Raw genomic sequence first — 18,568 nt, forward strand, 5'->3', positions numbered from 1 at the left:
GACCCATGGGACACGGCCCGGCACCCGGCTCAGGTTCCGGGGAGGATACGGCGCGTTTCGTAGGCCCACATCGCGATCTCGACCCGGTTACGGGCGCCGAGTTTGGCCATCAGGCTGGCCAGATGCGTCTTCACCGTGCTGAGGCTGATGTGCAGTGCATCGGCGATCTCGGTGTTGGTCAGCCCGCGGGCGACGGCGACGAGCACCTGCTCCTCGCGGGCGGTGACGGGAGAGACCGGCTGGGCCGCGGGCCGGCCGGCGGGCAGGTCCGCGAATGCCCGGAGCAGACGGACGGTGACGCTGGGAGCGATGAGCGCCTCACCGCCGGACGCCGACCGTACGGCCTGGGCCAGAAGGTCTGGTCCCGTGTCCTTGAGGAGGAATCCGCGGGCGCCGGCACGCAGCGCGCCGTAGACGTACTCGTCGAGGTCGAACGTGGTGATGACGACCACGGCCAGCGGGTCGGCGACGCCCGGGCCGGCGAGCAGCCGGGTGGCATCGAGCCCGTCGAGTACGGGCATGCGGATGTCGAACAGACAGACGTCGGGGCGCAGTTCGCGGGCCAGACGTACCGCCTCCCGCCCGTCGGCGGCCTCGCCGACCACCTCGATGCCGGGCTGGGCGTTCAGTATGATCCGCAACCCGGTGCGGATGATCGTCTGGTCGTCAGCGACGAGGACGCGAATGGGCACGGCTCTCGCTCCTCGCTCCCGGCAGTTCGGCGTCGACATGCCAGCCCCGGTCGGTACCCGGGCCGGCTCGTAGTGTGCCGCCGAGCAGCGTCGCGCGCTCGCGCAATCCGGTAAGTCCGTATCCGTCGCGACCCCGGCCGGTGCGCCGGCCGTTGTCGCGCACGCTCACCCGCACCACGTGCCGTTCCGCGGCGACCCGGACGACGACCTCGGTCGCGTCGACCGCATGGCGCATCGCGTTGGTCACCGACTCCTGCACGATCCGGTAGACGGCCGCGTCCACGGCCGGGGGCAGCGCGTCCAACTCGCCGTCGAGCCCCAAGTCGACCCTGAGGCGACCACCCGGGGTACGCACCAGGCGCTCCAGATCCGCGACACCGGCAGGCGGCGCCAGCTCGGCGCCGACCCCGCGGTCGCGCAGCGCGGCGACCATGGCGCGCATTTCCTCCAGCGTGCGCGCCCCTTCCTCCTCGACCCCCTCCAGCGCCTCGACGGCGGCGGACGGGTCGGTACCCGCGAGCACCCGGCCCGCCTGGGCGATGATCACCATGGCCGACACGTGGTGGGCCACCGTGTCGTGCAGTTCCCGGGCGAGCTGCTCGCGCTCGCGGGAGCGCACCTGCTCCAACTGCCGCTCGCGAGCGGTCACCCGGAACCGCACGGCAACCCCGACCACGCCGGGCAGCAGCAGGAAGACGAAGCCCACGACCTTTTCGAAGACCGGGGTCTCGTCCGTGACGACGCACAGCGCGCCGACCGCGAGGATCACCGCGCCGCCCAGCAGGATCTCGCGCCCCGATCCCCACCGGGGCAGCGCGTACACCAGCACGAGCACCACCGTGCCGGTGTACAGGCCGACGGGCTCGCGCGGTGCGGCGACGAGCGAGGCCACCGGAAGCAGCATCACCGAGCCGAACGCCAGCGTCACCATCGCCAGCGGGCGGGTCCGGCGCCACAGGGGCAGCAGGCACAGCCATCCGGCGAGCACCACGGCCACCGGCCGCCACACGACGTTCTCGCGCAGGGTGGCCTCCAGCGCCACACCGGCAAGGCCCGCGGCGAGCAGCGCCCAGTCCCGCCGCACCCGGGCGGGCGCGTCGGGCGGCCGGGGTTCGGTCCACAGGGTTCGCAGGTCGTCTCGGAGCACGGTTCTCAGAGTAGGACCCACGGCGTGCCGCGCATCGGCCGAAAGGACGGGTCGTCACTCCGCCCCGAGGCCGACGGATCCGCGGCCCGCGGGCCGATGCCGCGGAGCGCCGTGGCGACGAACCTCGGCATCGGCGGCCGTACAAGGACGGCCGACGAGGTGGTTGGAGGACCCGATGCTCTCGAAAGCCCTGTTGCGCCTGGGCGCAAGCGCCGCCCGCCATCCCTGGCGGGTGATCGCGGCATGGCTGATCGCCGCCACCCTTGCCGTCCTCGCCGCGATCGCCTTCGGCGGGCGGACCGCGGACTCGATGACCGCTCCGGGGCTGGACTCCCAACGGGCCGCGGAACTGATCGAGCGGGCCGGCACCGGCCAGGAGGGGATGACCGCCCAAGTGGTCGTCACCCCCCGCGACGGCGGTGCGACGTTCTTCGACCACGGCAGCGCGCGCACCGCGCTCACGCGGCTGCAGACCGAGGTGAAGCGGCTGCCGCACGTGCTCGGCACGAGCGACCCGGCGGGGGCACTCGACGCACGCGGGGACACCGCCGTGCGCGGCGGCCTCGTCTCGGCCGACGGGCGGATCGCAGTCGTCCGGGTGCAGTATCCCGACCAGAGCCGGCTGTCGGCCGAAGACCTCGACGCCCTCGTCGATCTCGGCGACCGGCTGCGCGCCGAACTGCCCCTGCGCATCGAGATGGGCGGGAACCTCTTCTACGCCTTCTCCGACCCCGACGGCGGCGCGAGCGAGCTGATCGGCCTCCTCGCCGCGGCCGCGATCCTGTTCCTGGCGTTCGGTTCGCTCGTCGCCGCCGCGCTGCCGATCGGCATGGCGGTCTTCGGGCTGACCATCGGAGTTGCCACGATGACGGTACTGGCGGGGGTGACGGACGTCCCGACCTTCGCCCCCGTCCTGGGCGGCATGGTCGGGCTCGGAGTGGGCATCGACTACGCGCTGTTCGTGCTCGCCAGACACCGGGAGTACCTCGCGCGCGGGCTCGATCCCCACGAGGCGGCGGGGCGAGCGGTGGCCACTGCGGGGAGGCCCGTGGTCTTCGCCGGCGGCGTCGTCGTCGTATCGATCCTCGGCCTGGCGGTCGCGAACGTGCCGTTCATGACGGTGGGCGGGCTCGCCGTCTCGATCGTCGTTCTGACCATGGTGGTCGCGTCGGTGACGCTTCTGCCGGCCTTCCTCGGCGCCGCCGGCCCACGCCTGGCCCGGGCCGGCCGGATCGGCCGGGCCCTGCGGACCGGGAAGCCGGGCCGACTCGCACGGCAGCGGGACACGGCGGCCGGAGCCGCTCCCGCCGCCGGTTGGCGGCGCTGGATCGGGCACGTCAGCCGGCACCCGGTGCTGTACGCGATCGGCGCGGCGGGGCTGCTGCTGACGGCGACGCTGCCCGTGCTCGGCCTGCGCGTCGGCCTGCCCGACGACGGCTCACTGCCCCACGGCCGTACCGAGCGCCGGGCCTACGACCTCGTCGCCGAGGGCTTCGGCCCGGGCACCAACGGTCCCCTCGTCATCGCCGCGGACCCCGCCCGTGATCCGGGAGTGCTGGACCGACTCGTCGGGGCGGTCGCGGCGGATCCGGGCATCGCATCCGTCGTGCCGACGCACATCGACCGGGCCACCGGCATCGCGACCCTCGTGGTGTTCCCGACCACCAGCCCTCAGGACAAGGCCACGGCCGAAACCATCGCCCGGCTGCGCACCGACGTGCTGCCCACGGCGATCGGGCACGGCCCGGCCAGGGCCCACGTCGGCGGAGCCGCCGCGAGCCTGTTCGATGTGGGCCAACGCACCAGCCAACGCCTGCCGGTGTTCGTCGCCACCGTGCTGGCGATGTCGTTCCTGCTGCTGATGCTGATCTTCCGCTCGGTACTCGTACCGCTCAAGGCGGTACTGCTGAATCTGCTGAGCATCGGCGCGGCCTACGGCATCATGGTCGCGGTCTTCCAGTGGGGCTGGGGAGGCGCACTCATCGGGCTGGAAGCGACGGTTCCGATCGTGTCGTTCATCCCGATGTTCCTCTTCGCCATCCTGTTCGGCCTGTCGATGGACTACGAGGTGTTCCTCCTCTCCCGCGTGCGCGAGGAGTACCTGCGCACCGGCGACAACGGCACGGCGATCGTCGAGGGCATCGCGGGCACCGCCCGGATCATCACCTCGGCCGCCCTCATCATGGTGGCGGTCTTCCTGTCCTTCGCCGTCGCCGCGGACCCCTCCACCAAAATGTTCGGGCTCGGTCTGGCCACCGCGATCTTCATCGACGCCACGGTCGTACGCATGGTGCTGGTACCGGCGACCATGACGCTCCTCGGCCGGGCCAACTGGTGGCTGCCGAAGTGGCTGGACCGGATGCTTCCCCGCGGCCCGGTCGGCACCGACGGCACCGACGACACCGACGCGCAATCCACGGGTGAAGCCCCGCGTGCACGGCCGGTCGACCTTTGACCCAACTCCTGCCGGCCCGTCTTGAACCGCCGGATCAGGCCCTCGAGCGCCGCCGGTTCCGCTTCGCGTACGACCACGTCACCGCGGTCATCAGGGCCGGTATCGCGAACAGCGGGGCGAAGGCGAAGGCCCAGACGGTCTGTGCCGTACCGCCCGTCATGTACGTCTGGCTCTCGACAGTGAAGGCGACCACGAGTTGCCACAGGGCCATCAGGATCAGGGCGCCCGAGGCGGTCCAGGCCAGCGGGGTGAGAACCCTGGGGCTCAGCGGCCGCCACCGGTCGCTGACCAGCAGCACCGGTGCCAAGGCGGCCAGTTCGGCAAGGACGGACAGCCCGACGACGTAGGCGATGCCCCAGCCCGGGATGCCGAAGACCTCGCGCAGCACCCGGTCGGTGTAGCCCACGTGGACACCGGATGCCATGGCGATCCGCCACAGCCCGGACGGGGCGGCGCACAGCGCGATGGCGTGGGCGGCGCGGCGGGCCCAGACGGGCGCGGGCGCAGGTGCGGAGGCGGGGAGAGGAGCGGTCTCTGTCGTCATGCGGCCCATGCTGGCCCGTGACCGGGCGGTCGCGCTTCACCCGTGGCGGCGGACCGTATCCGCCCCGCGGATGAGGACGGATCCGCCGGGGGAGGACCTGGGGAGGGGACCGGAGCCGCACGCGCGGTGGCCGCCGCATGCCTCACGTGCACAAGGCCGCAGCCCCGTACGTCGTACGACTGATCCGAACGCCTCCCCCGTCCGGGGGAGGTAGCGGCGGGGACCGTCGGCCGCGGCCCGGTGACGGGCAGGGTTTCGGACATGCGACAGCAGTACGACACGTCAACGCCCCCGCCGGCCTTCTCGGTCGCCGATGCCTTCACCCTGAGCACGGCCCTCGACGCCCTCGGCGGCGTCCGCGGCCTCGACACCCTCGACATGGCCTGCGGTCACGGGAGCACCACCCGGCTGCTGGCGAGCGGCGGGGCCCGCAGGACGGTGGGCGTCGACAGCTGCCCCGAGCGGATCCGCCGGGCCCGGGAGACCGGCGCGGGCCTGGCGCACCGCGTCGAGTACGTCGTCGCGGACGCGGCGGCCGACATGCCGGCCCTGGGCCCCTTCGACCTGGCCACCGCCGTGTACCTGTTCAACCAGGCCCACGACCGGGCGGCCCTGCACGCCATGTTCCGCGCCGTACGCGCCAACCTGCGCCCCGGCGGGCGGCTCCTCGCCATCGTGCCGAACCCGGGGGCCTTCCCGTACGCGGACTGGGAGCCGTACGGGATCAGCGTCGTCGAGCGTGCTCCCGGCGGGGACGCCCCGCTGCTGCGGGCGCGGCTGGAGACCGACCCGCCGGTCCCGTTCGAATGCCGCGAATGGGCCCACGCCGACTTCGCGGAAGCCGCCGCCGACGCCGGCTTCGCCACCGTGACCTGGCAGCCGACCCGGACCCCGCCGGCCTGCGAGACCCGGGACGAGACCTACTGGGCCCGCTACCGCACGGCGCCCGTCGGTTCCTTGATGAACTGTGTGGCCTGAGGCCCCTCGGGGGCCGGCAGGAGGCGCCGGCGGCTCAGGACTCCGCCGCCGCCGCGCGGACCAGCTCCACGATCCGGTCGCGGGCCGCCCTGCCCTCCGGGACCGGCAGCAGCGGGTAGTCGTGGGGCAGCCCCGGCTCCTCGATGAACTCCACCTCGGCGCCGGCCGCCCGCGCCTTGTTCAGCAGCTCGCGGCTGTCGGTCGACAGGACGTCCCGGGTGCCCGTGAACACCGTCAGCGGGGCCAGGCCCGCGAACGACCCGTGCAGCGGGCTCACCCGGGGATCGTCGGCCGCCAGGTTGCCCGCGTACAAGCGTCCGGCCTCCCGCAGGCCGGGCCGGGCCAGCATCGGGTCGCCCGCCTCGATGGCCGCCTGGTCGGGATGGCTCATGGACACGTCCAGCCAGGGCGAGATCAGCACGATCCGGGACGGCTGCGCCCCGTTGCGGTCCCGCAGCCGCTGTGCCGCGGCCAGCGCCAGCCCGGCGCCCGCCGAATCCCCGAGGAGCACCGTGCCGCCCGCGCCCCCGCTCGCGATCAGGCCGCTGAGCAGATCGGCGGCGACCGGGACGGTCCGGTCGGCGGTTCCGCGCGGGGCGAGTATGTACGCCGGTACGACCACCCGGGCCTGCGCCCGCGTGACCAGGGTCCGGATCAGCGACCAGTGCGACCGGACCAGTTCGTTGATGTACCCGCCGCCGTGCACGTACAGCACCCGGGCGGCCGGTTCCACGCCGAGCGGCGAGACCTCGTACACCGGCCAGGCCCCCACGAAGGTCCGCGAGACCTCCGCCACCCGGCCCAGCGAACGCGGGGGAAGGTGCGACGCCGGGCGCCGCATCGACTCCGCCACCCGGGTACGGACCGCCTCGGCGCTCCCGAAGCGTCTTCGCCGTCCCGCCGCGATCAGCGCGGCCGAAAGCGCCCTGCTGCGCAGACTCGGCACGCCCCTCACCTCCCCATTCCCGGCCCGGCCCACTCCCCGGCCCCTGCCCGTCACCTGAGGAGCATAGGCGTGAAGCTGGGCTGTGGACCCGCTTAAGAAATCCTCGATGGACTGATCACCCGCAGGTCGGCAGATTGGTGTCGTCCGACGCTGCCAGGCCCGCCCGCCCCGTAGCGCTCCCTTCCGCATGCCTGGAGCCACCCCCATGAAGGCACTCGTCAAGCACAAGGCCGAGCCCGGGCTGTGGCTGATGGACGTTCCCGAGCCCGAGTACGGCCCCGGCGAGGTGCTGATCAAGGTGCTGCGCACCGGCATCTGCGGGACGGACCTGCACATCCGCTCCTGGGACGGCTGGGCGCAGGGCGCCGTCAAGACCCCGCTGGTGCTCGGTCACGAGTTCGTCGGTGAGGTGGCCGCGCTCGGCGCGGGCGTCACCGGCATCGAGGTCGGCGCGCTGGTCAGCGGCGAGGGCCACCTGGTGTGCGGGACGTGCCGCAACTGCCTGGCCGGGCGCCGCCACCTGTGCCGCAGCACGATCGGGCTCGGAGTGGGTCGCGACGGCGCCTTCGCCGAGTACGTGGTGCTGCCCGCGCAGAACGTGTGGGTGCACCGCACGAAGGTGGACCTCGACGTCGCGGCGATCTTCGACCCGTTCGGCAACGCCGTGCACACCGCGCTCTCCTTCCCGCTGGTCGGCGAGGACGTGCTGATCACCGGCGCGGGCCCGATCGGGATCATGGCGGCGGCCGTGGCCCGGCACGCGGGAGCGCGCAACGTGGTCATCACCGACGTCAGCCCGGAGCGTCTGGAGATCGCCCGCAAGGCCGGTGCCACCCTCGCGCTCGACGTTTCGAAGGCGACCATCGCCGACGCGCAGGCGCAGCTGGGCCTGCGCGAGGGCTTCGACGTCGGCCTGGAGATGTCCGGCCGCGGCGAGGCCATGCGCGACATGATCGACAACATGACGCACGGCGGCAAGATCGCCATGCTGGGCCTGCCGGCGCAGGACTTCGCCGTCGACTGGGCCAAGGTCGTCACCTCGATGATCACCATCAAGGGCATCTACGGCCGCGAGATGTTCGAGACCTGGTACGCGATGACGGTGCTGCTGGAAGGCGGGCTCGACCTCAGCCCCGTCATCACCGGCCGGTACGCCTTCGGGGACTTCGAGGCCGCGTTCGACGAGGCCGCGACCGCGCGCAGCGGCAAGATCATCCTGGACTGGACCCAGGCGTAGCGATCCGGGCCCTGTGACCCGGGCCCATCGCTCCGGGCCCATCGCTCCGGGCCCATCGCTCCGGGTCCGGAGATCTGGGCCCAGCGACCCGGGCCCGGAGACCTGGGCCCAGCGACCCGGGCGCCGGTGCCCGGGCGTCCAGCCCCACTGACCATTTCCCTCCGGCCGGGCCCCGCAACACCCTCCCCCCTCCGCGGGGCCCGGCCCCCCTCCCTCCGCCGCACCAGGAGAAAGAGAGCACCGCACATGTTCGAGACCGTCCGCGCGGACCTCCGTACGACCCTCGACGAGATCCGCGCAGCGGGTCTGCACAAGCCCGAGCGCGTCATCGGCACCCCGCAGAACGCCGCCGTCGCCGTGACCTCGGGCGGCGCCCCCGGCGAGGTCCTCAACTTCTGCGCCAACAACTACCTCGGTCTCGCCGACCACCCCGAGGTGGTCACCGCGGCGAAGGAGGCCCTGGACCGCTGGGGCTACGGAATGGCCTCCGTGCGCTTCATCTGCGGTACGCAGGAGGTGCACAAGGAGCTGGAGGCGCGGCTCTCCGCCTTCCTCGGCCAGGAGGACACGATCCTCTACTCCTCCTGCTTCGACGCCAACGGCGGAGTCTTCGAGACCATCCTCGGCCCCGAGGACGCGGTGATCTCCGACGCCCTCAACCACGCCTCGATCATCGACGGCATCCGCCTCTCCAAGGCCCGCCGCTTCCGCTACGCCAACCGGGACATGGCGGAGCTGGAGACCCGGCTCAAGGAGGCCACCGAGGGCGGCGCCCGCCGCAAGCTCATCGTCACCGACGGCGTGTTCTCCATGGACGGCTACGTCGCCCCGCTCGCCGAGATCTGCGACCTCGCGGAGCGCTACGACGCCATGGTCATGGTCGACGACTCGCACGCCGTCGGCTTCGTCGGCCCCGGTGGCCGCGGCACCCCCGAACTGCACGGGGTCATGGACCGCGTGGACATCATCACCGGCACCCTCGGCAAGGCGCTGGGCGGAGCCTCCGGCGGCTACGTCGCGGCGCGCGCCGAGATCGTGGAACTGCTGCGCCAGCGCTCGCGCCCGTACCTCTTCTCCAACTCCCTCGCCCCGGTCATCGCGGCGGCCTCCCTCAAGGTCCTGGACCTGCTGGAGTCGGCCGACGACCTGCGCGAGCGGCTCGCCGCCAACACCGCGCTCTTCCGTACGAAGATGACCGAGGCCGGCTTCGAGATCCTGCCCGGCGACCACGCCATCGCCCCGGTGATGATCGGCGACGCGGCGGAGGCGGCCAGGATGGCGGAACTCCTGCTGGAGCGCGGGGTCTACGTGATCGGCTTCTCCTACCCGGTGGTGCCGATGGGCGCCGCGCGAATCCGCGTCCAGCTCTCGGCCGCGCACTCGACGGCCGACGTGGAACGCGCGATCGCGGCGTTCATCGACGCGCGGGCTGCCCTGGCGGGCGCCTAGCCCCGAGCCCGGGCCGGCCCCGGGACGGGGCCGGGCAGAGCCCGGGGAACGGGCGAAGGGTGGGTGGGGGACAGCGCCCCCGCCCGGTCCGGGCCGCGCACCCGGCCGGCGGGCGTTACCCCGGACCCGGTTCACACCGGATCGGGTCCCTCCCGCCCGTTCGGTCGGCCCGGCAGGGCCCCGCGGCCTGCGAGAATGGCAGCGTGATCGACCCACGGAGGCTGCGCATCCTGCGGGCCGTCGCGGACCACCGTACGGTGACCGCCGCGGCCGCAGCGCTCTACCTCACCCCCTCCGCCGTCTCCCAGCAGCTCGCGGCGCTGGAGCAGGAGACCGGGCACGCCCTGCTGACCCGCAGCGGCCGGGGCGTCCGGCTCACCGCGGCCGGGCAGATCCTGCTCGGGCACGCCCACGAGGTGCTCGCGCAGCTGGAGCGGGCGGAAGCGGAACTCGCCGCCTACGCGGGCGGCTCGGCGGGCGAGGTCACCGTGGCCGCCTTCGCGACCGGCATCGCCGAGGTACTGGCCCCCGCCATCACCCGGCTCGCCGCGGACCACCCCGGGATCAGGCTGCGCGTACGCGACGCGGAGGGCGACCAGAGCTTGTTGCTGCTGCTCGACGGGGAGGCGGACCTGGCGCTGGCCGTCGAGTACCGGGGAGCCCCGGGCGCCGACGACGGCCGGCTGTCCGTGCTCCCGCTCTACGCCGAGCCCTTCGACGCGGTCCTCCCGGCCGGCCACCCGCTCGGGGACCTGCCCGAGGTGTCCCTGGCCGACCTCTCCGACGCGGACTGGGTGGGGCAGTACCCCGGCAACCCCTGCCACGACGTGATGCTCCTCGCCTGCGAACTGGCCGGCTTCCAGCCCCGGTTGGTGCACTCCTCCGACGACTTCCGGGCCGTGGTGGCCCTGGTCGGCGCCGGCGCCGGAGTGGCCCTCGTGCCCCGATCGGCGCTGCGCGGCATGGACCTCAAGGAGGTCCAGGTCCGCCCGGTGTCCGGCCCGGCGCCCACCCGCCGCGTCTTCGCCGCCACTCGGCGCGGCGCCGAGGCGCACCCGCTGATCGCCCCGGTCCTGGCGGCCCTGACCCGTGAGGCGGACCGGCTCCCGGAACACTGACCGAGGGGGCCCCGGGCCTAACCGAGGGCCTGCTCGACGATCTGCCCGGGGCCCTGTCCGGAGCCCTGACCGACCGTGAAGACGGCGCCGGGCGCGGCGTGGTCCACGGGCCCGGAGTAGCGGGCGGCGGCGCGGGACACCGCCTCGGCCGGATCCATGTCCCGGCCGACGTGCGTGAGGACCAGCCGCCCGGCGCGGGCCGCGCGGGCGGTGTCCCCGGCCTCCTCGGGGGTGTGGTGCACCGGTTCGCCGTCCGCCGGGTGCGCCGGGCTGTCGGCCTCGCAGAGCAGGAGCGTGCAGTCCTCGGCGAACCGGGTCAGGGCCGAACAGGGCGCCGTGTCCCCGGAGTACACGAGGGAGCGGCCACCCGACTCGGCGCGCAGCGCGAAGGCGGGCATGCCGTGGGACACCGCCCGGCTGGTGAGACCGAGGGCTCCGGCCCGCGCGCGGTGGCCGTCGTAGAGCTCGTGGACCTCGAAGGCGGCCTCGACCGGGCTGCGGTCCGGGCCGTTGGTGAGGAACCCCGCCAGCCGGTCGGCGATGCCGGGCGGCCCGTAGAGGGGGAGCGGTGCGGGCCGCCGTACGTCGGCGTACAGCAGGCCGTAGTACGCGGTCAGCAGGTCGGCGGTGTGGTCGGCGTGCAGGTGCGAGATCCATATCGCGTCGAGTTCGCCGAGCCCGACGTGGCGTTGCAGCGGTCCCAGGGTTCCGCTGCCCGCGTCGACCCAGACCCGGGCGCCGCCGCCTTCGAGCAGGTAGCCGGAGCAGGGGTTGTCGGCGCGGGGATAGGGCGTCGCGCTGCCCAGGACGGTGAGCCGGAGAAGATCGTCTGCCATCCGGGGAGTCTAGGACGCCCCGGAGAGGCGGCCCCGGGCCGGGCCGACCGCGCGGGGCCCGACCGCGAGCCCCGGCCGTGTGCTCAGGCGCGGATGACCTCCACGCCCGCCGCCTCGAAGGCCTCGGCCACCGAAGGGGACAGGCCGGTGTCCGTCACCAGCACGTCCACGGCGTCGGTGGAGACGATCCGGGCGAAGGCGCGGACGCCCAGCTTGCTGGAGTCGGCCGCGATCACCACGCGGCGGGCGCGCTCGCAGAGCAGCCGGTTCATGGCGGCCTCGTCCTCGTGCCGGGTGGCGGCCCCGTCGGCCGGGTCGAAGGCGTCCACGCCGACGACGGCGGTGTCCACGGAGAGCTGCCCGAGCACCTCCATGGCGAGAGGACCCGTGAGCTCGTACGACTGGGGCCGGGCCACACCGCCGGTGAGCACGATCTTGAACTGCGGTCTGATGACCAGCTCGCCCGCGATGTTCAGCGCGTTGGTGACCACGGTGAGGGCGGGGGAGCCGGTGGCCAGGTCGGGGCGGGCGGCCAGGGCCCGCGCCACCTCGGTGGTCGTGGTGCCGCCGGTCAGGCCGATCACCTCGCCCGGGACGATCAGCGCCGCGACGGTCTCGCTGATGCGGCTCTTCTCGGCGGCCCGGCGCGAGGTCCGGTAGCGCAGCGGGAGTTCGTACGACACCCCGTGCAGGACGGCTCCGCCGCGCGTGCGGACCAGTAGCTGCTGCTCGGCGAGCTGGTCGAGATCGCGCCGGATGGTGGCGGCGGACACGCCGAGGGCCTCGGCGGCGGGCTCCACTTCCAGCTCGCCCCGCTCCACCAGCAGGTCCAGCAGTGTCTGCCAGCGTTCCTTGCGGGTCATCGGCCGCCCTTTCGGTCTCGTCTTCGGTCGTGTCTTCGATCGCGTCTGCGGTAGTCGCCTCGCCGTTCGCTTCGGCGCTCACTCTTGGCCTACGCGTCGAGATTAACGCAGGGGATCATCCTTGAGATGCTTGAAGTTGCGTGAAAGAGCCCACTATCTTGCAGGAACACGCATTCAGGGGTGCACGCACCGCGCTAGGGAGCCGCCATGAGCCATGTCGCGTACGAGTTGGGCACGCAGCCCGCATGCTGGGAGCGGGCCGCCGAACTGGCCCCGGATCACAGGGCGGTGCTGCCGCGGCCGGGGGAGCGTACCGCGATCGTCGGATGCGGGACCTCGTACTACATGGCCCAGGCCGCCGCCGTGTTGCGCGAGGAGGCCGGGCAGGGCGAGACCGATGCCTTCCCCGCCTCGGAGTTCCCCCGCCACCGGCGTTACGACCGGGTCGTCGCGCTGACCCGGTCCGGAACCACCACCGAGGTCCTCGACCTGCTGGCGGGGCTCCGGGACGCGGGCGTACCCACCACCGCTGTCATCGGGGACCCGGCCACCCCCGTCATCACCCTCGCCGACGACCTGGTCGTACTCGACTTCGCCGACGAGCGGTCCGTCGTCCAGACCCGCTTCGCCACCACGGCCCTCACCCTGCTGCGCGCCCACGTGGGCCTGCACAGCCCGTCCGTCGTCGCCGACGCCCGCGCCGCCCTCGCCGACCCGCTCCCCGCGGAGCTCGAGACCCGGGGCCAGTTCACCTTCCTCGGGCGCGGCTGGAGCGTCGGACTCGCCAACGAGGCCGCGCTGAAGATGCGCGAGGCCGCCCTGGCCTGGGCCGAGTCCTACCCGGCCATGGAATACCGGCACGGCCCCATCAGCGTCTCGGCGCCGGGCACCGCCACCTGGTCGCTCGGTGACGCGCCCGAAGGGCTCGCCGAACAGGTCCGGGGGACCGGAGCCCAATGGGTGGCCGGGCACCTCGACCCGCTCGCCGAGCTGGTCCGCGTCCACCGCCTGGCCGTCGCCGTCGCCGCCCACCAGGGGCTGGACCCGGACGCGCCGCGCAATCTGACCCGGTCCGTCATCCTCACCACGGGAGAGGAGGCCGTCCGATGAGCCTGGTCCCCGCCGGCAGGCTCGTCCTGGAGGCCGCCGCCCAGGGCCGCGCCGTCGCCGCCTTCAACATCATCACGCTGGAGCACGCCGAAGCGGTCGTCGCGGGCGCCGAATCGGCCGGACTGCCCGTGGTCCTCCAGCTCAGCGAGAACGCCGTCACGTTCCGGGGCGGAGCACTGCTGCCGATCAGCCGCGCGGCCGTGGCGGTCGCCGAGGCCGCCGGGGTCCCGGTCGGTCTGCACCTGGACCACGTCAAGAGCTCCGAACTGCTGCGGCAGGCCGTGGACGCCGGATTCAGCTCGGTCATGTACGACGCCGCGCACCTCTCCTACGCCGAGAACCTCGAGGCGACCCGCTCCGCCGCCGACTGGGCCCACGTCAACGGGCTCTGGATCGAAGCCGAACTGGGCGAGGTCGGCGGGAAGAACGGGGCCGCGCCACTGGACCCGCACGCACCCGGCGCCCGTACCGACCCGGACGAGGCGCGGCGGTTCGTCGCCGACTCCGGGGTGGACGCGCTGGCCGTCGCCATCGGCAGCAGCCACGCCATGACCAGCCGGACCGCGGCCCTGGACCACGTGCTGCTCGGCCGCCTCGCCAAGACGGTCGACGTGCCGCTGGTGCTCCACGGTTCCTCCGGTCTGCCGGACGCGGAACTCGCCGCGGCCGTCGCCGGCGGCATCCGCAAGGTCAACATCGGCACCGCGCTCAACGTGGCGATGACCGAAGCGATCCGCACCCACATGACCCCCGCGGATCCCCGTCCGTATCTGACCGCCGCACGGGAGGCGATGACGGCGACGGCCGCCGCTATGATCAGCGCCCTGAACTGACGGGAACGGGTACTGGGGGGACTTCGATGAGCACACAGCGGGGCCTTGGCAGCAGACGGCGGCTCCTTCTGGGACTGGGGGCCCCGCTGCTGCTCGGCGCGGCGGGGCTCGGCTACGCGATGTGGCCCGAGGAGGAGAACGCGGAGAAGGTCCGCACCGATCTTGCCCCGCTCAACCGGCGCTTCTGGACGGCGCTGGGCGACGTGTCCGACGCACACTGGCTGGGCTACGACATCGACGAGCACGGGTCCAACGACGCCCGGTCGATCCCGAGCCCGGATTCCCGGATGCGGCTGGTCGGGGTCGCCCACCTCAAGGAGGGCACGGCGAACCGCATCATGAGCGACCCCGCCCACCACTTCGAGTTCGGGCCGCTGGCCGCGCCGCCCGCCGCGCTGAAACCGTACATCCCCTCCAGTGCCGGCTGGAAGCAGAGCGTGACGTACGACAAGGTCGCGCTGGAGGAAGGCCTGGACGTGGTCCCGTCGGGGACCTTCCGCTTCGACGGCATCCGCGACCTCGTCTACTTCGACTACGTCTTCCTCTACACCTGAGCGGCGGCCCGCGGGAGTCCTCCCACTCAGTGGGAGGACTCCCGCGGCGGCATTGAAGCTGCGGCCCGGGCGGTGTTTCGTCGGATGCCGGAGCAGAGCAGGCGCCGCCGAGGGAAGGCCACCGCACATGCCACCGCAGATGCCGCAGCACACGCCGCCGCCCATGCCGCAGCACCAGCCGCAGCCGTATCTCCCGTACCGGTTCGGGGTGTTCCTCGCGCCCTACCACCGGCCCGACGGCGACCCATCGTTCCAGCTGCGCCGGGACCTCGAGCTCGCCGCCGACCTCGACCGGCTCGGCTACGAGGAGCTGTGGGCAGGCGAACACCACTCCGCCGGGTACGAGATCATCGCCTCGCCCGAGGTGTTCCTCGCCGCGGCCGCCGAACGGACCGGCCGGATCATGCTCGGCACCGGGGTCAACTCCCTGCCCTACCACCAGCCGTTGATCCTCGCCGACCGGATCTGCCAGCTCGACCAGCAGTCCCGGGGGCGCGCCATGCTCGGCGTCGGACCGGGTCAACTGCCCTCCGACGCCTTCATGATGGGCGTCGATCCGCTCCAGTCCCGCGCGATGACGGCCGACTCGCTCGACGCCATCGTGCGGCTGCTGCGCGGGGAGACGGTCACGGCCGCCACCGACTGGTTCGCCCTGGAGGAGGCCCGGCTCCAGCTCGGGCCCTACCGGGGCCGGGAACTGGACGTGGCCGTCGCCTCCGCCGTATCGCCGACCGGGGCGGTGCTCGCGGGACGCCACGGGGTCGGGATGCTCTCGCTCGCCGCCGCCGACCCCACCGGGTACGCGGCGCTCGACGCCAACTGGGCCGCCCACGAGCGGGCCTGCGGACAAGCCGGCCGCCCCGCCGACCGCTCCACCTGGCGGCTGGTCACCCCGGTGCACCTGGCCGAAACCCGCGAGCAGGCCCTGCGCGAAGCCGAGTACGGCACGCCCGGCATCGTGGACTACATCGAGAAGCTGAGCGGGACCCGCCTCGACGGCTGCGCCACCCCGGCCGGCGCCGTCGAACGGTGGACCACCGAAGGGCTGCCCACCTTCGGCCGGGCCGTGATCGGCGCCCCCGAGGACGCCGTCCGGCGGATCGAGCAACTCGCGGAGAAGACGGGCGGCTTCGGCACCTTCCTGATCCTCCGGCTGGACCTCGCCGAGCCCGCGGCGGCCCTGCGCAGCCTGGAGCTCTTCGCCGAGCGGGTCGTCCCCCGGCTCACCGGCCACACCGAGGCCCGCCGCGCCAGCCTGGAGTGGGCCGGGCGCAACAGCGAACGGTTCATCGGGGCGATGCGCAGGTCCACGATGGAAGCCATCGCCCGCAAGGGAGAAGTCCGTTGAGGGCCGCGGTGCTCGAAGACGGCGCGTTCCGGGTACGGGACCACCCGGATCCGGTGCCCGGCCCCGGGCAGGTGCTCGTGGAGACCGCGGCCTGCGGCATCTGCGGATCCGACCTGAGCGCGGTGGCGCACACCGGAGAGTTCCTGCGGGCCTCCCGGGACAGCGGCACCACCAGCTTCCTCTTCGACCCGGACCGCCCGCTGGTGATGGGCCACGAGTTCTCCGGCCGCGTCCTTTCCTACGGGCCCGGCGCGACCGGCCCCGAACCGGGCACCGGGGTCGTCGGGCTGCCCTGGGCGGTCGACCCGGGCGGGGTCGTGCGGACCGTGGGCTACAGCAATGCCTTCCCCGGCGGATTCGGCGAGCGGATCGTCGTACAGGCGCAGGCCCTGCTGCCCGTCCCGTCCTCCCTGGACCTCGCCCTCGCCGCCCTCACCGAGCCACTGGCCGTCGGCTTCGGAAACATCGCGCGGAGCGGGGCGGGAAAGGACACCCCGGCCGTGGTCATCGGCTGCGGCCCGGTCGGCCTCGGAGCCGTCGCCGCGCTGCTGGAGCGGGGCGCCGGGCCCGTGGTCGCCTCCGACCCGTCGGCGCTGCGGCGGGCGGCCGCCCTGCGGCTCGGCGCGCACGCGGTGGTCGACCCGGCCGAGCGGGACCCCGTACGCCTCTGCGCGGAACTCGCGGGGACCCGCCCACGGCCCACCGTGGTCGTGAACTGCGTGGGCGTCCCCGGCATGCTGAACCAGCTCCTGCACACCGTCCCGCGCGGCACCGAGATCCTGCAGATCGGCGGGGTGATGACCGAGGACGTGATCCGCCCGGTGGTCGGCATCTACAAGGACGTCACCATCCGGATGTGCCTGGCCTACCCGCCCGGGGAGTTCGGCGCCACCCTCGCCCGTCTCGCCGACGGCCGCATCGACCCCGCGTCCCTGGTCACCGGAGAAGCGGGCTTCGGCGGACTCGACGCGGCCTTCGCCTCCCTGCGGAGGCCGGAGGCGCACATCAAGGTCCTGATCCGGCCGGGGCGGGACGGAACCGGGGTCGTGGCCCGCTGACCACCCGCTGACCGCCGCCGACTTCCCGCTGACCCTTCCGGATTCTTGTAACAGGTTCTAGTCTGCCCCCGCGGCGGCGGCGGACGGCCGCGCGACCTTGAGCCACGAGAGACCCGGAGGGGCCGTGCACCTCGAATACACGCCTGAGCAGCAGCGGTTGCGCACCGAGCTGCGCGCCTACTTCGCCGAACTGATCCCGGACGACGTCTACGCGCGGTACGAGGACCCGGCCGAGCAGAAGCGCTTCTACCGGGAGACCATCCGACGGCTCGGCGCCGACGGCTGGCTGGGCGTCGGCTGGCCCAAGGAGTACGGCGGGCGCGGGATGTCGCCCATGGACCAGTTCATCTTCTTCGACGAGGCCGCCCAGGCCGTCGTACCGCTGCCGCTGATGGCCCTCAACACCGTCGGGCCGACCATCATGCAGTTCGGCACCGACGAACAGAAGGCGTACTTCCTGCCCAAGATCCTCGCGGGGGAGATCGACTTCGCCATCGGCTACAGCGAGCCCGACGCCGGCACCGACCTCGCCGCCCTCAAGTGCAAGGCCGTCCGCGAGGGTGACGAGGAGACCGGCACCTACGTCGTCGACGGGCAGAAGATCTGGACCACCAACGGCGACACCGCCGACTGGGTCTGGCTGGCCGTCCGCACCGACCCGGACGCGCCCGCCCACAAGGGCATCACCATGCTCCTGGTGCCGACCTCCGACCCCGGATACTCCTGCACCCTCATCAACACCCTGGCCTCGCACGACACCACCGCGAGCTACTACGAGAACATCCGGGTGCCCGCGAGCCGCCGCGTCGGGCAGGAGAACAAGGGCTGGCGGCTGATCACCAACCAGCTCAACCACGAGCGCGTCACCCTCGCCGCCCACGGCACCATGGCCATCCGCGCCCTGCACGACGTCCAGCGATGGGCCGCCGAGACCAAGCTCGCCGACGGCCGCCGCGTCATCGACCTCTCCTGGGTCCGCGGCCGCCTGGCCCGCACCCATGCCCGCCTCGACGCGATGAAGCTGCTGAACTGGCAGATGGTCAACGCCGTCCAGGACGGCAACCTCACCCCGCAGGACGCCTCCGCCGTCAAGGTCTACGGCTCCGAGGCGCGCAGGGACGCGTACGCCTGGCTGATGGAGGTGGTCGGCGCGGCCGGCTCCCTGAAGGACGGCTCCGCGGGCGCGGTCCTGCACGGCGAACTGGAACGCGGCTACCGCAGCGCGGTCATCTTCACCTTCGGCGGCGGCAACAACGAGATCCAGCGCGAGATCATCTCGTGGATCGGCCTCGGCATGCCGAGGGTGCGCCGCTGACCGGCGGTGACGAGGCTTTCCAGTGGGCACGGAGGGGGGTGGCCGGCACCGCGATCGGTCGTCCGTTTCGACGTGATCTCGGGCG

At 73.2% G+C, this 18,568-nt stretch carries 17 protein-coding genes; 11 read left to right on the forward strand and 6 right to left on the reverse strand.

The window, feature by feature from the left end:
• Positions 1–29: 29 nt before the first annotated feature.
• Together ACFYM0_RS01735 and ACFYM0_RS01740 are read right to left on the reverse strand one after the other, a co-directional pair.
• On the reverse strand, positions 30–692 hold the full coding sequence (locus ACFYM0_RS01735) for a response regulator (protein ID WP_388495530.1): 663 nt from the start codon (positions 690–692) through the stop codon (positions 30–32).
• Positions 667–1,839 (reverse strand): sensor histidine kinase, encoded by a 1,173-nt coding sequence (locus ACFYM0_RS01740; protein WP_388495531.1) that lies wholly within the window; start codon positions 1,837–1,839, stop codon positions 667–669. The genes ACFYM0_RS01735 and ACFYM0_RS01740 overlap by 26 nt, the downstream gene beginning before the upstream one ends.
• Positions 1,840–2,014: 175 nt before the next feature.
• Here ACFYM0_RS01740 and ACFYM0_RS01745 point away from each other — a divergent pair, with 175 nt between their 5' ends.
• On the forward strand, positions 2,015–4,294 hold the full coding sequence (locus ACFYM0_RS01745; protein WP_388495533.1) for an MMPL family transporter: 2,280 nt from the start codon (positions 2,015–2,017) through the stop codon (positions 4,292–4,294).
• Between the two features lie 34 nt (positions 4,295–4,328).
• On the opposite strand, the gene ACFYM0_RS01750 is transcribed toward ACFYM0_RS01745, so the two are convergent.
• Positions 4,329–4,838 (reverse strand): hypothetical protein, encoded by a 510-nt coding sequence (locus tag ACFYM0_RS01750; RefSeq protein WP_388495534.1) that lies wholly within the window; start codon positions 4,836–4,838, stop codon positions 4,329–4,331.
• A gap of 261 nt (positions 4,839–5,099) precedes the next feature.
• Here ACFYM0_RS01750 and ACFYM0_RS01755 point away from each other — a divergent pair, with 261 nt between their 5' ends.
• Positions 5,100–5,816, forward strand: coding sequence for a class I SAM-dependent methyltransferase (locus tag ACFYM0_RS01755; RefSeq protein ID WP_388495536.1), 717 nt, complete (start codon positions 5,100–5,102; stop codon positions 5,814–5,816).
• A gap of 34 nt (positions 5,817–5,850) precedes the next feature.
• Here ACFYM0_RS01755 and ACFYM0_RS01760 read toward each other — a convergent pair whose 3' ends face one another.
• The gene (locus ACFYM0_RS01760) at positions 5,851–6,762 is read right to left on the reverse strand and encodes an alpha/beta hydrolase fold domain-containing protein (protein WP_388495538.1); all 912 of its coding nucleotides are present in this window, start codon (positions 6,760–6,762) and stop codon (positions 5,851–5,853) included.
• Between the two features lie 205 nt (positions 6,763–6,967).
• Between ACFYM0_RS01760 and tdh the strand changes: the two genes are divergently transcribed.
• The 3 genes from tdh (at position 6,968) to ACFYM0_RS01775 (ending at position 10,566) form a co-directional block, all read left to right on the forward strand.
• The gene (gene tdh, locus ACFYM0_RS01765; RefSeq protein ID WP_388495540.1) at positions 6,968–7,999 is read left to right on the forward strand and encodes an L-threonine 3-dehydrogenase; all 1,032 of its coding nucleotides are present in this window, start codon (positions 6,968–6,970) and stop codon (positions 7,997–7,999) included.
• Positions 8,000–8,245: 246 nt separating this feature from the next.
• On the forward strand, positions 8,246–9,448 hold the full coding sequence (locus ACFYM0_RS01770) for a glycine C-acetyltransferase (RefSeq protein ID WP_388495542.1): 1,203 nt from the start codon (positions 8,246–8,248) through the stop codon (positions 9,446–9,448).
• Between the two features lie 203 nt (positions 9,449–9,651).
• Positions 9,652–10,566 (forward strand): LysR substrate-binding domain-containing protein, encoded by a 915-nt coding sequence (locus ACFYM0_RS01775; RefSeq protein ID WP_388495544.1) that lies wholly within the window; start codon positions 9,652–9,654, stop codon positions 10,564–10,566.
• Between the two features lie 17 nt (positions 10,567–10,583).
• Here the strand turns inward: ACFYM0_RS01775 and ACFYM0_RS01780 are convergent, their stop codons facing one another.
• Positions 10,584–11,402 (reverse strand): MBL fold metallo-hydrolase, encoded by an 819-nt coding sequence (locus ACFYM0_RS01780; protein ID WP_388495546.1) that lies wholly within the window; start codon positions 11,400–11,402, stop codon positions 10,584–10,586.
• 83 nt (positions 11,403–11,485) lie between these two features.
• Positions 11,486–12,265 (reverse strand): DeoR/GlpR family DNA-binding transcription regulator, encoded by a 780-nt coding sequence (locus ACFYM0_RS01785; RefSeq protein ID WP_243340861.1) that lies wholly within the window; start codon positions 12,263–12,265, stop codon positions 11,486–11,488.
• A 207-nt stretch (positions 12,266–12,472) separates the two neighbouring features.
• Between ACFYM0_RS01785 and ACFYM0_RS01790 the strand changes: the two genes are divergently transcribed.
• The 6 genes from ACFYM0_RS01790 (at position 12,473) to ACFYM0_RS01815 (ending at position 18,483) form a co-directional block, all read left to right on the forward strand.
• A complete protein-coding gene (locus tag ACFYM0_RS01790) occupies positions 12,473–13,375 on the forward strand; it encodes an SIS domain-containing protein (protein ID WP_388495548.1) in 903 nt (300 codons plus the stop codon).
• Entirely contained in the window at positions 13,372–14,208 is an 837-nt protein-coding gene (locus ACFYM0_RS01795) for a ketose-bisphosphate aldolase (protein WP_388495550.1), read from the forward strand. The genes ACFYM0_RS01790 and ACFYM0_RS01795 overlap by 4 nt, the downstream gene beginning before the upstream one ends.
• A 26-nt stretch (positions 14,209–14,234) precedes the next feature.
• Entirely contained in the window at positions 14,235–14,762 is a 528-nt protein-coding gene (locus tag ACFYM0_RS01800; RefSeq protein WP_388495551.1) for a hypothetical protein, read from the forward strand.
• A 127-nt stretch (positions 14,763–14,889) separates the two neighbouring features.
• Positions 14,890–16,110 carry an LLM class flavin-dependent oxidoreductase gene (locus ACFYM0_RS01805; RefSeq protein WP_388495553.1) on the forward strand — a complete coding sequence of 407 codons (1,221 nt, stop codon included), beginning with the start codon at positions 14,890–14,892 and terminating at the stop codon, positions 16,108–16,110.
• A complete protein-coding gene (locus ACFYM0_RS01810; RefSeq protein ID WP_388495554.1) occupies positions 16,107–17,168 on the forward strand; it encodes a zinc-binding dehydrogenase in 1,062 nt (353 codons plus the stop codon). Before ACFYM0_RS01805 ends, ACFYM0_RS01810 begins: the two co-directional genes overlap by 4 nt.
• A 124-nt stretch (positions 17,169–17,292) precedes the next feature.
• Positions 17,293–18,483: an acyl-CoA dehydrogenase family protein gene (locus tag ACFYM0_RS01815; RefSeq protein WP_266911405.1), complete on the forward strand. Its 1,191-nt coding sequence runs from the start codon at positions 17,293–17,295 to the stop codon at positions 18,481–18,483.
• Positions 18,484–18,568 lie beyond the last annotated feature (85 nt).

It is taken from the genome of Streptomyces sp. NPDC006487 (assembly GCF_042870555.1).
Taxonomy (GTDB): Bacteria; Actinomycetota; Actinomycetes; order Streptomycetales; family Streptomycetaceae; genus Streptomyces.